Source organism: Mangrovimonas sp. DI 80, assembly GCF_001975575.1.
GTDB lineage: Bacteria > Bacteroidota > Bacteroidia > Flavobacteriales > Flavobacteriaceae > Mangrovimonas_A > Mangrovimonas_A xylaniphaga.
In genome coordinates this window covers 947,333-960,694 of record NZ_MSDT01000002.1, presented here as the reverse complement: position 1 = coordinate 960,694, position 13,362 = coordinate 947,333, and the positions used below count along the sequence as shown (strand labels likewise).

Here is a 13,362-nt window from a genome sequence, read left to right as displayed (position 1 = left end):
TAAAGTATAATATATCTTCGTTAATTTCATTGTGATTCAAAACTGAAGACTAGTCTTCCTTTTAATTAATCTTTCAAACTTTCCAATGGAATCCTAGTAAATTCAACATCTTCCTTATTCGTGGTATAGGAAACATAAAGACACCCCTCATGCACCATCGATTTGGGATAATGATATCCCAATCGTTTGTATTTTCCTTGGTAACGCAGGGGTTGAATACCTTCCCCTCCTGTTCTAAGCACAAATGACCTATCAAAAAACTTTCCATCTTCGCTTAAAGTAATTGCCAAGGGCATCCGCGTTTTTGAATGTACAGGATTATTTACCAAATACACTGTACCATCTGGCAAATTACCGGCACTTTGTTTGGAGCGCGAATCTGGCATTTCGGTTAACATTGGACGCGTCCATGTTTCACCAAGGTCATGACTTACAGATGCCATGGAAAAAAACGAACTGAACTGATCTCTAAAAACCATCACCAACGTCTGATCGTTTTGACTAAAACAACTCGGTTCGATTTCCCGAGACACATCATTTTTGGAAGAGCTATTTGAAAAATCGGCTTTAATCCAACCTCTTACACCCGAAGGATCATTCGTAAAAATGGGAGCAACATGTAATCCTGGTTGAAAATGAACTGCATTAACAATCCGTCCATTTTCCAAACTACGTGGGTCTTGCTCGAATACCCCTTGCATAGGAGAACCATCTTTCATTAATACTGGCTTTTTATCAGACCAATGCATGCCGTCCACACTCGTTTTATAATAGGCAAAACCTCCTTCGGGTACTAGTTTCGAGGGCCAAACATTAAAATAGGCCACCAAAGTATCCCCATTTCTCCACCATCCACCAGAGGTGCTATAACCACTGGATTGTGTCTCAGCTAACACCATTGGCTTAGACCAAGAACGACCATCCTTACTTCTACTGTAAGCTACCCATGTATCTTCTGAGTCTTCATCTTGTTTGGAGCTTTGCCATTGACAATACAAGTAGCCATTAAAAGCTGTCATAACAGCACCGTTACTAAAATGGTCGGTACTATCGGACGGTTTAAATACTGTAAAAGTTTCAATCCCTTTTGGCGTTTTCAACCCCAAATCAGCAACTTGTAAAGAATCAAATAAATCCGATTTCACGGAAAAAAGGAGTTCAGCAGATGAATCCACCTTGCACCCCTGAAATAACAAGCAGCAACACCCAAAGACTAGGGATGACATCAATATTGCTGTTGATTTCTTCATTATTTGGTAAATCTAATCCAATCAATATCCACACTACCCGCATCGTTGATAACACCATCGCGCAGTGCCAAAAAGCCTATTTTGCTTCCTATCCATTTCCCTTCTCTAGATTTAAAAGAAGTTCCTATCGATTTAAATTTCTTCCCATTTTCACTATAGAAGAATTCACAAACACCATTTTTTCCAACCTTCACTTGAAGATAGAATGTATTATTTTTTAATGCTATGGAGGAGCTTTCCTTTTCAACACCATTTTTATCGGCATTCATACAAGTTACCTGAGATAACCTTAATTTACCTGATTGCTGTTCCACCCTAAGATAACTATAATCCAATCCCATGATCAAAAACCCAACTTGTTCACCATCAAAACGTGCATTGAAGGTCATTTTGGTGGTTGCCGTAAATTCTTCCGAGGGAAACTTTTGCAGTAATAAATTAGGGATATCCATTAAGTTCTTGGCTTCTCCTTTGGGCATGCAGTACATGGTGTAATGTCCCATACTTGTTGGAAAACCCCAATACACTTTCGGGTTGGCATGCCATTGCCATTGCAATCCTAAGGCAGGATTATTGAACTCATCAGAATCTGGAGGTGTTACTTTGGAATAGGTCGCCCCTACATTTGGTTTTGCATAGGAAGCCACAGGAACTCCGATACCGTCACCATCCTTATCCTCCCCAATAACAGGCCAACCATCAACCCACTTCATAGGCTGTAAATGAACAATTCTACCATAAGTGCCTTTATCCTGAAAATGTATGAACCAATCTTCTCCAGTTTGCGTTTGTACCCAAGCTCCTTGATGAGGCCCATTAATGGAAGTCTTTCCTTGATCCATAACCTTGCGCTTTTCGTAAGGCCCATAAATTTGCTTAGACCTCAGCACAGTTTGCCACCCAGTTGCCACTCCTCCGGCAGGTGCGAAAATATAGTAGTAGCCATTATGTTTGTAGAATTTAGGCCCTTCTATTGTTGGTTCTTCCTCATGTCCGTCTATAATCATCACCTCATCATCATTCGCGACCGTGCCTTCAGCATTCATAGTACAAATTACCAGTAGACTTTTAATCCCTGCTCTACTTCCTGCAAATGCATAGGCTAAATACACTTGGCCATCATCGTCCCAAAGAGGTGTCGGATCAATCAAACCCTTTCCGCCTTTTACCAAAATAGGTTCAGACCAGTTAGCTTTAGGGTCTTTAGTCTTGACCATGTAAATACCATAATCCGGATCGGGATAGTAAATGTAAAATTCTCCTTCCTGATATCGAATGCAGGGCGCCCAAACGCCATTTCCATGTTGTGGCTTATCAAACACCTCATAAGGTGGCTGTTTTGGCAATGCATAATTGATCAACTCCCAATTCACTAAATCTTTAGAATGCAAAATGGGCAAGCCTGGCACGCAATTAAACGATGAAGAAGTCATATAATAATCGTCACCCACCTTTACAACATCAGGGTCGGAATAATCGGCATGAAGGATTGGGTTTTTATAGGTTCCATCACCATTGTCCGCTACCCAAACCTGAGATAATGGTGTGGAATTTTGTGCAGAAAGACCCAAGTATAAGCAGGATAAAAATAAACTAATTGCTAGTTTCATAAATTTGAGGAAAGCTTTTTGATTATTGATTCAACTCCAAAGCGGCCATGATAAAAGGTCCGGTTCCCTTAGGATCATTAGCTCTAATTTTTTCTCCGATGTAGTATTCAAAAGTACCATCACGGTAAGGATTTCCTCCCAAACCTGCTACGGCACAACACTTATTAAGATTTACCATGCCATCAGCTTCAACACTCACAAAAGTGTCCAAAACACCCTGAAACCCTTTTTGAGCATAGGTCAAATATGATTTTGACAGATAGCCCTTGTTAACACCTTTAGCCAAGGTGTAGGTAAACATACAACTGCCTGTAGCCTCCAAATAATTCCCTTCTTTTTCAGGCATGTCCAATACTTGATACCAAGTACCGCTTTTGTCTTGATATTTGACAATAGCCTCGGCGTATCGGTTTAGGTACTTGATAATTCGCTCCCTTCCCGGGTGGGTTTCTGGCAAATAATCCAATACATCCACTAAAGCCATCCCGTACCAGCCCATACCCCGGGACCAAAAGTTTTGGGACAGACCAGTTTCCTTGTCGGCCCACTTTTGCTCTTTGCTCTCATCCCAACCATGATAGTATAGTCCTGTTTTTGGATCCCTATTATATTTTTCAATCAAGTCAAATTGCTGCACAATTTTATCGAAGGTTTTTGCTCCTTCGGGACCATCCATAAATGTTGTAGCGTATTTGGCATTAAAAGGCTCTGCCATAAAAACTCCGTCCAACCACATTTGGTAAGGATATATTTTCTTATGCCAATAGCCTCCCTCTGAAGTTGTGGGCTGCCCTTCCAATTGCTTATGAAGCGTGTCCATAGCAATTTTAAATCTAGGCTCCTGCTTTTTATTGTACAAATAGTACACAGCATCTCCAGATTTAATCATATCCAAATTATAATTACTAAGCTTATAGGTATCAATCGTTCCATCTTCGGCAATCATCCGGTTGGCATAATCGTAGATGTAATCAAACAAGCGTTCATCATGATTTTGCTCATAAACCCTAGACATGGCCTGCAACACCAATCCGTTGGTATAGCTCCATCTTGGCTTATCACGAAAATCAAGCTTGGTAGGATCTGGAAAACGCACAATTTCGGACAAGGCCATACGCTCAGACCATTTTAAATTCTTTGGAATTGTCATTTCTTTTTGAGGTTCTTCTTCAGCTACAACCTCCTTTTTATTTTCTTTACAACTCATTGCCCCCATTAAAACGGCGAGAACAAGAACTGATTTTACATACTTTTTCATTTGTTATTTCTCATATTTTTTAATCACCAAATATTTCAATTCGGTTTCTCCGGCATTACTAATACCGTGCATACTGTTTGACGGACAATACAAACTGGTATTGGCTCCTACCACTACTTCCTTTCCATTTATATGAAATCTGGCTGTCCCTTCCAGAACATAAAAGAATTCATCTTCGACATGATTATGAGGCGCATGGGTTGATTTTCCTGGTGCCACCACGCTCATTTTAATGGTCCTTCCATCTAGGAAATCCTTATCTACAAACCAATATTGATAACCAGCTTTGGTAGACACTGTTTGGTCTTTTGTAAAGGTGTTGACGCAATCCTCAATAGTGAATGATGTTTCTTGTGCACAAAGCATTTGGATTCCTAAAAAAAGCCATCCAAAAAGAAACATTTGGGCACCTCGTTTCATTTCAACGGATTGTTATTTAATTCTGACAAAAGCCCATCTAAATAGGCCAAGAACCCTTCTTTTGTAGTGATACCATCTTTTTCTTTTTCCCAAGCCCCTAAGAAGTAAAATGACACTGCTTCTGTTGTTGGTTTGAACACCACAATGTGGTCATGAGGTCCTTCTACAACTTGATCCACTGTTGTCTTTTTATAAAATACAGCCATCCCCAAATTATCAGGCACCAAACTTTGCTCACCATAAGTAGCAATATAGGCCCAATCTGAAGTATCGCTTTCCTTTTGGATCAAATCAATTCCATCAAACTTTACAATTCCGGTACAAATTCCTGAAATCGCTTTTGAAGGCATCATGGTATGTTTAGTCATTCTACTATCAGGCTGAATGCTCAATTGTGATTTTAAATCGATTTTATCATCCATGGTCTTCCATCCAAAATAATCTACATTCACCACAGACATGTTTGCCATATTCTCAACATTGGCAAAGGTAGAATCCACTTCATTGAAGTGCAGCACTTCCTTGCCGTCATATCTCCCCAAAGAACCTATTCCCACGGATTTTCCGGCCTTTAAGATATCCATTCCCCAAGACTGCAATTCATGGTACGAATCAAAGCCATCTTGCCCAACTTGAGACAAGACCATCTCATCGGTTACCTTTCCAAAAATGTCAATGGCATTTCTCCAATCCAGATACAGTCTGTATCCCACTTTACTGCTTTCCCAACCTGGACCTTCATAACGGATATACCAAGAATGATCTGTATGTTGTTCAGGAACTTTTAAGGATGCTACATTTTTAAATGACGTTCCGCCACTATATTCCTTATGATCTCTAGGACCATCTATCCACTGCCCCCCTTCTGCAATAGAAATCTCGGCATAGGTTTTAGGCGTTTCAACTACCTCTTTTACCACTTCGGTTTCTTGAGTTGCTTCTGCTTCTTTTAAAGCTGATTTATCTTTACAGGACACCCCAAAAATCATCAACAAAAGGAGTATGGTACTTATTCTTGTCATAATATTTTATTTTTAATTGTTGGAAAACACGGTTTTTAAAAATTGATCCACACTTAACAACACCTCATCAAACCAAGGCTGAAACAACCAAAAGGTATGCGGTGCATTGTGTATGGATTTTATCTCATAATATATATCATTTTGTTCTAAAATTTCAACAAACTCATCTCTTCCAGCCTGAAATCTTTCAAAGTCACTTTTGATGAAAAGTGAAGGCGGCGTTTTTTCATTGACATGCGAAAGTGCCGAAGCTTGATTCCAGATTTCAGGACGCTCTTGATAAGTGCCTCCCAACCATTCTGAAGATAAAGTGCCTTCCTCTGATTTGGGATGATGAAACGCCAAAACCCCATCTAAATTAATTAATGCTTCAACATTAGATGAAATTTCTGAAAGGACATCCATGTCATCAAATACTGAATTTCCATTGGTAGTGGCAATAAACGAGGCCATTTGAGCCCCCGATGAACACCCCAAAACAGCAATCTTGGAAGCATCCACCCCGAAGGATTCCGCATTAAATCGCACATATTTTACAGCCGACTTGACATCTTTGATGCCTTCCGGAAATTGCGCTTCAAGCGACAATCGATATTCAACTGTAAAGCAAACCCATCCCTTTTCTGCCAATTGTTGGGCCAATGGCTGCTGCATGGTTTTATTCCCAGATTTCCATCCGCCACCATGGACCAAAATAATTGCCGGCCTCAGTTCCTTTTGAGGTTTAAAAAAAGCATCCAAATGCAGATCGCGCTCACCAATACTCTTATAAACAATATCTCTTTGCGCTACCACTTCAGACTCGGCTTTCAATGTGACCAATTCAATTTCAGGGTATTTTTTTTGAGCTTTCAAAAAGGCACTTCGAGAGGTGTAACTGGTATCCAATGGCACCCTATATTGCGCCATGGTTTGCCCCACAGCAAACAACACAACTACTATTTTTAATAGATTTTTCAAAGTCATTTTCAAGTTACAGCTTTCAAAAAATAGGAGCTTGATATAAAATTATCAAGCTCCTACCCAACTAATTCAAATATGCAAACACTTCTAATTGCATTTCAATTTAACCTCTAACAAATATGCAATTACAATATTATGAACAGGTTGGATGTTATGGAAAATCGGCACTACCCGACTATTGAAATCTTTTATCTCTAAATGATCAAAATATCCCATACATACTCCTACCATACTTTAGTTACACACCCATCTACAAACTTTCATCACATCTGTTGCTTAGTTTGTGATAAGTTCCCCATTGATATGGGTATTGATAAACTTAATGTTTTCCACATTTTCCAATGAATAAACCGAATCTACTTGTTCGATAACAACATCCTTAAATGTGATATTTTGTACTGGTGAATCTGGATATCCTTTAGCCAAGATTCCAAATTTACCCCCGTTCTTAACCTTTATATTTTCCAAAGAAATATTTTTAACCGTTGGAATAAATTCTCCTGTTTGGTTAGAATAAGTCGCATAGAACAGGTTCACTCGCAACACGGCTTCCTTCACTTGGCCAACTTCTACATTTCTCACATACACTCCATCTACAACACCACCTCTTCTAGAATTGGTTTTAATACGAATGGCACGATCCAAATGAGGACTGTCCATACTACAATCTTCTACATATACATTGGACACTCCTGCAGACATTTCACTTCCAATCACTACACCACCATGTCCATCAATCATTTTACAATTCTGCACCACGATGTTTTCACTTTTGATGCCAACGCGTCTGCCTTCGGCATCTCTTCCTGCCTTAATCGCGATACAATCATCACCAGTATTGAATACACAGTTTTTAATGATGACATTTTTGGAATATTCAGGATCACAACCATCATTGTTAGGCCCATGACTTTCGACGGTTACACCATCTACAATTACATCATTGGACTTTATCGGGTGAATCACCCAAAAAGGAGCATTGACAATTTTCACTCCTTGAATAAGCACATTGCTACACTCAAAAGGCTCTAAAAATGTTGGACGCAAATAGTGTCCTTCTCCAAAAACACGTTCGGCAACCGGCACTCCCGTTTCTCCCATTTCCATCAATCTAGGCAAATTCAAACTATCGCGCTGGGAAGCCATTCCTTCTTTCCAACCATACTCCTCTTTTTTGCACCATGGCCACCAATTCTCATTGGAAGCCTGCCCATTTAAAGTTCCTTCTCCAGTAACGGCAATATTCTTTTTTTGGTAAGCATATATTAAAGGTGAATAATTCATCAACTCAATACCTTCATAAGATGTGTGCACCAAAGGATAGTCTTCAGGATTGGTACTGAACAAAATTTCGGCACCAGACTCCAAATGCAGATTGACGTTATCTTCCAAATGAATTGGGCCGGACAAATATTTTCCTGAAGGCACTACAACTTTCCCTCCTCCTTTTTGAGAACATTCCTGAATAGCTTTTCTAAAGGCCTCCGTATTTTCTGTTATTCCATCGGCAACTGCTCCATAATCCAAAACACTAAAAGTAACATCCGGAAAATTGGGAACTTTAACCTGTTCAACAATTTTTTGCATCGCTTCCCAAGGCCCATCTTGCTGGCTCATTTCTGTAGTTTGCTGCTTTTTTTCAACACATGAAAAAAAGCACACTATCGCCACAAACACAAACATTACGAGATTAATAAAACTAAGTTTAGATAGATGTGCTTTTAACATATGGTTCATTTCAACTTTCTTTAATTTCTTCCTAAAATGCAATCGATTACCCAAACCTAATTAAAATGTCATGAGCAACCAAATTTTTTTCAAAAAATATTATATTAGTAGCAAATAACAGATTCGATTTTTTTTAATTATCTATTTTTAAGCTGTTTTTTTTATAAATTGTAAAAATTCACGCGAAAACAACTAAATTCAAAACATCTAGGTAATCGATAACATTGCAATAAGCACAAGTCCAATGCTTTTGCTTATGTTTGCACAATCATTATGTAACGTTACTTTTAATGAACAAGAAAACAACTATCTACGACATTGCCAAAAAGCTGGACATTACAGCTGCAACGGTATCCAGAGCCCTTAACAATAACCCAAAGATTAGCAAAGCCACAAGGGAGCTGGTACTAAAAACGGCGCAAAAAATGAACTACGAGCCAAATAAATTGGCCGTAGCTCTTAAAAGCGGCAAGAGCAATAACGTAGGTGTAATTGTCCCTAGAATTGACCGTAATTTTTTCTCAACCGTTATTCGTGGCATTGAGGAAGAGTTGCATCCGCATGGATATCATGTTATCATTTGCCAAACCCACAACGATCAGGATTTGGAAGCCAAAAATCTAGAAGCCCTATTGAACGCACAGGTTGACGGCATAATGATTTCTGCCTCCAACGTAGCTTTAGATGAAAATCATATCATCCATAAAATCATTCAGAAGAATGTTCCTTTAATTTTCTTTGACCGTAAAAAGAACATTCCGGGAGTAAGTTCGGTAACCATAAATGATTACGAAGCCGCCTACAAGGCCACCCAACATCTTATAGACCAAGGATGCCAACACATTGCCCATATAGGAGGAGATCGCAGCATTGAAATTTACGACGAGCGTTTTTCAGGATACAAACAAGCTTTGATTGATAATGGCTTTGAATATAAGGAAGACTATGTGGAATTGGTTAGAAGTAAAGTGGAAGAAGGTAAAAAGGCCGCCAAAAAGTTAATGAAACTCAACCCTAAACCGGATGGCATTTTTTCATCGAGTGACCCCGTTATTCTTGGAGCGATTCAGGAAATGACAGCACAGGGTATAAAAATCCCAGAAGATTGTGCCGTAGTAGGGTTTAGTAACGAACCTTTTACAAAGTTTATGGAGCTTCCTATTACTTCTGTAGACCAATCGCCTTTGGAAATGGGAAAAATAACCGCACAAGTATTTTTGGAACAGGTGAACAATACCAATAATGTAAAGGTTGAGAAGAAAGTGGTATTAAGTCCTGAATTGATGATTAGAAAATCTTCATTAAAAAAAGGTTAGATCAGTCACCCCTTCTACTTAAACACAAAACATCTATATAAACATATTTTATGTTAACTATTCCTATTGGATAAAAATCCAAAATCAAATCCACAACCTAATATACAATTTGTCTTTTATTTTCAAAGACTATAGCAGAAGACACCATATAATAAACACCTCTTTCCATCCTAAACAATTTGCATCAAAAATCCTTCATCAATTACAAGCAATACGTTTTAACATATTCACATTCGATTACTCCCTATAACCCAAGAATTTTAGACTCCATTATTATACAATCACCATAAAATTGGAATCCAAGTTTATAAAATAACACCTATACCGTTAAAATTAGTATGAAATCATATTTCGGTTAAAAAAACTTTATAAAAGCCACCCTAGCTGCAGATTATCACATCGATATTTCAAGGCCTTTCAATTCATAATTTTTAAAAAAAATTAACAAAAAATTGTATTTTTCAAAATATATGATAACTTTGGGTAATCGATTACATATCATACTAATATTCTAAACTAACTCATTTTATGCACAACAATTTAATTGATGCTTTGTTTTTACACTCTCTAAGGAGAAAAACAAAGGGACTTTATCCATTAAAGTTTCATTCGATAATACTATTGTTCACATTCCTTTTTAGTGCGGCAACTTTACACGCACAAAGTATTACCGTTAAGGGAACGGTGACAGATGGCGAACTGGGAGGTCCTCTGGTTGGCGCCACCATTTTGGTTAAAGGCTCCACCAATGGAACAACAACCGATTTTGATGGGAATTACTCCCTAACACTTGAAAACGGTAATGCTACCCTGATATTTTCCTATACTGGATTTGCCACTCAAGAAATAGCAGTTGCAGGAAAAACAACTATTAATGTTACCCTCACCCCAAGTCTGGAATCACTGGATGAAGTGGTTATTATTGGGTATGGTACTTCAAAAAAATCAGACCTGACTGGTTCCGTTGTGGCCATTGATGGAGATGACCTCGCTGCGCAACCAATAGCCAGTGTAGCAGAAACCCTTACCGGTCGACTTGCCGGGGTACAGGTAGTATCTTCAGAAGGTTCACCAGATTCTGAAATAAACATTAGGGTTCGTGGTGCCGGATCCATTACTGGAGACAGTTCTCCTTTAATTATTGTAGACGGCTTCCCTGTACCAAGCATGAGGGATATTTCTCCTTCAAACATTGAAACCATCAGTGTTTTAAAAGACGCTTCTTCAACCGCAATATATGGTTCCAGAGGGGCGAATGGGGTAGTAATCATCACAACAAAAAGTGGTAAAACAGGTAAAATCTCGGTAAGTTACAACATGTTTTATGGCTTTAAGGAGATTGCCAATACGATTGACGTATTAAGTCCTGAAGATTATGTGAAATGGCAATACGAGTATGCCTTAATGGATGACCAACCAGAAACCTATGAAGAATATTTTGGGTCCTATGAAGATTATGATCAATATATAGGTATGGAAGGCAATGATTGGCAAAGACAAATTTATGGCCGAAAAGGTGAAGTACAAAGTCGTGATTTAGCCATTAGAGGAGGAAGCGACAAAATCAACTACAACTTTAACTACGCCTTGTTTGATGAAAAAGCCATTATGGTTGGTTCCGATTTTAAAAGAAATAACGTGTCGCTAGCTTTAAAAAGCAAGCCCAGCGACAAAGTAGATCTATCCTTTACCGTTCGTTATGCAGATACTGAAGTAAACGGTGGTGGTGCCAATGAGCAAAATGAAGTATCTTCAGCAGATGCGCGTCTAAGACATAGTGTTGGATACTCTCCAATTCCATTACCAGGCTTAACAACCACCAATACAGATGAAGCCTTATCTTCTTATTTGGTGAACCCGTTTGTTGCAGTAGATGACAACCAACAAAGAAAACTAAGCGAAAACCTTAATATGACGGGAAGCTTTAGCTGGGACATCCTAGAGGAGCTTACTTACAGAACAGAAGTAGGTTTTAACAAAAGATACGATCTTGATTATCGTTTCTACGGAAGATCGACCTACTACGCCCGAAACAGGCCTGAAGTTGAAAATCAAGAAATGCCAGCCTTGAGAATGCGTGACCGCAAAAGAGAGAGCTTTAGAAATGCCAACACTCTTAACTATGACTTCAAGAAATTATTAGGGGACACAGACAATCACCACCTAAAACTATTATTAGGAGAGGAGATGCTTGTGTATAAAAACCACTTGGTAGAAAGTGAAATTCACGGCTTTCCTAAGGATTTTGATTTTCAAACATCTCTTAATTTAACCACGCAAGGAGACCCTTTTTCAGTAGATAATTTTTACAGCCCAGAAGACAAACTACTCTCTTTCTTTGGACGTGTGAATTACGACTTTAAAGATCGCTATTTATTAACGGCCACATACCGTATGGATGGTTCTAGTAAGTTCTTAGGAGACAACCGATGGGGGTACTTCCCTTCCGCAGCCTTAGGTTGGAAAATTTCTGAAGAAGCATTTTTAAGTGATTCTGCTTGGCTAGACTTATTAAAATTAAGATTAAGTTATGGTGAAGTTGGTAACAACAACATTCCTACAGGGCAAACTTCTCTTATCTTCCAGTCTTCTAATACGGCTTATTTAAACGACATCCCAAATTATTGGGCAGCATCCAACATTATGCCTAACCCAGATTTAAAATGGGAAACTACCGTATCTCAAAACTTCGGTCTTGATTTTGGGTTTTTCAAAGGAACTTTGAATGGTTCATTTGAACTCTACAAAAACATTACTGAAGATCTGTTAATTAGATTTCCAACACCAGGTACTGGTTATGATGCCCAATATAGAAATATGGGAGAGGTTGAAAACACTGGTTTAGAAGCCTCATTAAATATTGCAGCCATTCAAAAGGAAAACTATGGATTAAACCTGTCCTTTAACATGGCCATGAACAAGAACAAAATCAATTCATTGGGAATAATGGACAACTTTGGAGAAAACACCAATTGGGCTTCGTCTCAGATAGGTAACGATTATGCCGTTTACGTTGGTGAATCTATTGGAACCATGATTGGATACCAAAATGATGGAAGATATGAAGTGTCCGATTTTAGTTATGATGCAGCCACAGGAGAGTACACCTTATTACCTGGAGTTACAGATAGTGAAAAAGCTTTAGGAGGAGCTGTGCAACCAGGATCCATGAAATTAAAAGATATTACCGGTGACGGCATCGTTGATCAAGATGATATAGGCATTATTGGAGATGCCAATCCAGATTTAACTGGAGGTTTTGTGCTTAACGCTTATGCCTATGGTTTCGACTTGACAGCAGCATTCAATTTCAGTGTTGGCAACGACGTCTATAACGCCAATAAAATTGAGTTTACAACCTCTAATGAAAATGGACAGTATAGAAATCTAAGTACTCAAATGGCTGATGGTGTTAGATGGACCAATCTAGATGCTGAATCAGGACAATTAGTTACCGATCCTGAGGCATTAGCCGCACTGAACGCCAACACCACAATGTGGTCACCATACATGAACAGATATATGTTCACTGATTGGGCAGTTGAAGATGGTTCTTTTTTAAGATTAAATACCTTAACTTTAGGCTATACCATTCCTAACGATTTATTAGAAGCTACTGGAATCACCAAATTAAGGTTTTATGCTACAGCTAACAACGTATTCATTATTACCAACTATTCAGGACTTGATCCAGAGGTGTCAACAAGAAGAAACACACCTCTAACCCCTGGGGTGGATTATTCTCCATATCCAAGAAGCAGACAATTAGTATTTGGTTTTAACCTAAACTTTTAA

Annotated in this window: 9 protein-coding genes; 2 read left to right on the top strand and 7 right to left on the bottom strand. The window is 38.7% G+C overall.

Features of this window, described 5'->3' with window-relative positions:
* Nucleotides 1-65: 65 nt before the first annotated feature.
* From BKM32_RS04810 to BKM32_RS04780, 7 genes are all read right to left on the bottom strand, one after another.
* Entirely contained in the window at nucleotides 66-1,145 is a 1,080-nt protein-coding gene (locus BKM32_RS04810; RefSeq protein ID WP_253187412.1) for a sialidase family protein, read from the bottom strand.
* Between the two features lie 104 nt (nucleotides 1,146-1,249).
* Nucleotides 1,250-2,860, bottom strand: a complete 1,611-nt coding sequence (locus BKM32_RS04805) for a glycoside hydrolase 43 family protein (RefSeq protein WP_076662767.1) — start codon at nucleotides 2,858-2,860, stop codon at nucleotides 1,250-1,252.
* A gap of 22 nt (nucleotides 2,861-2,882) precedes the next feature.
* The gene (locus BKM32_RS04800; protein WP_253187410.1) at nucleotides 2,883-4,067 is read right to left on the bottom strand and encodes a glycoside hydrolase family 105 protein; all 1,185 of its coding nucleotides are present in this window, start codon (nucleotides 4,065-4,067) and stop codon (nucleotides 2,883-2,885) included.
* Nucleotides 4,068-4,121: 54 nt separating this feature from the next.
* Nucleotides 4,122-4,538, bottom strand: coding sequence for a cupin domain-containing protein (locus BKM32_RS04795; RefSeq protein WP_253187409.1), 417 nt, complete (start codon nucleotides 4,536-4,538; stop codon nucleotides 4,122-4,124).
* Nucleotides 4,535-5,560, bottom strand: a complete 1,026-nt coding sequence (locus BKM32_RS04790; RefSeq protein ID WP_076662765.1) for a DUF4861 family protein — start codon at nucleotides 5,558-5,560, stop codon at nucleotides 4,535-4,537. The genes BKM32_RS04795 and BKM32_RS04790 overlap by 4 nt, the downstream gene beginning before the upstream one ends.
* Nucleotides 5,561-5,572: 12 nt before the next feature.
* Nucleotides 5,573-6,526, bottom strand: coding sequence for an alpha/beta hydrolase (locus tag BKM32_RS04785; RefSeq protein ID WP_076662764.1), 954 nt, complete (start codon nucleotides 6,524-6,526; stop codon nucleotides 5,573-5,575).
* 273 nt (nucleotides 6,527-6,799) lie between these two features.
* Nucleotides 6,800-8,260, bottom strand: coding sequence for a glycoside hydrolase family 28 protein (locus tag BKM32_RS04780; protein ID WP_076662763.1), 1,461 nt, complete (start codon nucleotides 8,258-8,260; stop codon nucleotides 6,800-6,802).
* Nucleotides 8,261-8,541: 281 nt separating this feature from the next.
* On the opposite strand from BKM32_RS04780, the gene BKM32_RS04775 reads away from it, so the two are divergent.
* On the top strand, nucleotides 8,542-9,567 hold the full coding sequence (locus tag BKM32_RS04775) for a LacI family DNA-binding transcriptional regulator (protein WP_076662762.1): 1,026 nt from the start codon (nucleotides 8,542-8,544) through the stop codon (nucleotides 9,565-9,567).
* A 528-nt stretch (nucleotides 9,568-10,095) separates the two neighbouring features.
* A complete protein-coding gene (locus tag BKM32_RS04770) occupies nucleotides 10,096-13,362 on the top strand; it encodes a TonB-dependent receptor (RefSeq protein ID WP_083702089.1) in 3,267 nt (1,088 codons plus the stop codon).

What these genes read in the sequence shown, in the direction of transcription:
- BKM32_RS04805 (WP_076662767.1), bottom strand. Translation starts at nt 2,860, where the DNA reads ATGAAACTAGCAATTAGTTTATTTTTATCCTGCTTATACTTGGGTCTT.
- BKM32_RS04800 (WP_253187410.1), bottom strand. Translation starts at nt 4,067, where the DNA reads ATGAGTTGTAAAGAAAATAAAAAGGAGGTTGTAGCTGAAGAAGAACCT.
- BKM32_RS04795 (WP_253187409.1), bottom strand. Translation starts at nt 4,538, where the DNA reads ATGAAACGAGGTGCCCAAATGTTTCTTTTTGGATGGCTTTTTTTAGGA.
- BKM32_RS04790 (WP_076662765.1), bottom strand. Translation starts at nt 5,560, where the DNA reads ATGACAAGAATAAGTACCATACTCCTTTTGTTGATGATTTTTGGGGTG.
- BKM32_RS04785 (WP_076662764.1), bottom strand. Translation starts at nt 6,526, where the DNA reads ATGACTTTGAAAAATCTATTAAAAATAGTAGTTGTGTTGTTTGCTGTG.
- BKM32_RS04780 (WP_076662763.1), bottom strand. Translation starts at nt 8,260, where the DNA reads ATGAACCATATGTTAAAAGCACATCTATCTAAACTTAGTTTTATTAAT.
- BKM32_RS04775 (WP_076662762.1), top strand. Translation starts at nt 8,542, where the DNA reads ATGAACAAGAAAACAACTATCTACGACATTGCCAAAAAGCTGGACATT.
- BKM32_RS04770 (WP_083702089.1), top strand. Translation starts at nt 10,096, where the DNA reads ATGCACAACAATTTAATTGATGCTTTGTTTTTACACTCTCTAAGGAGA.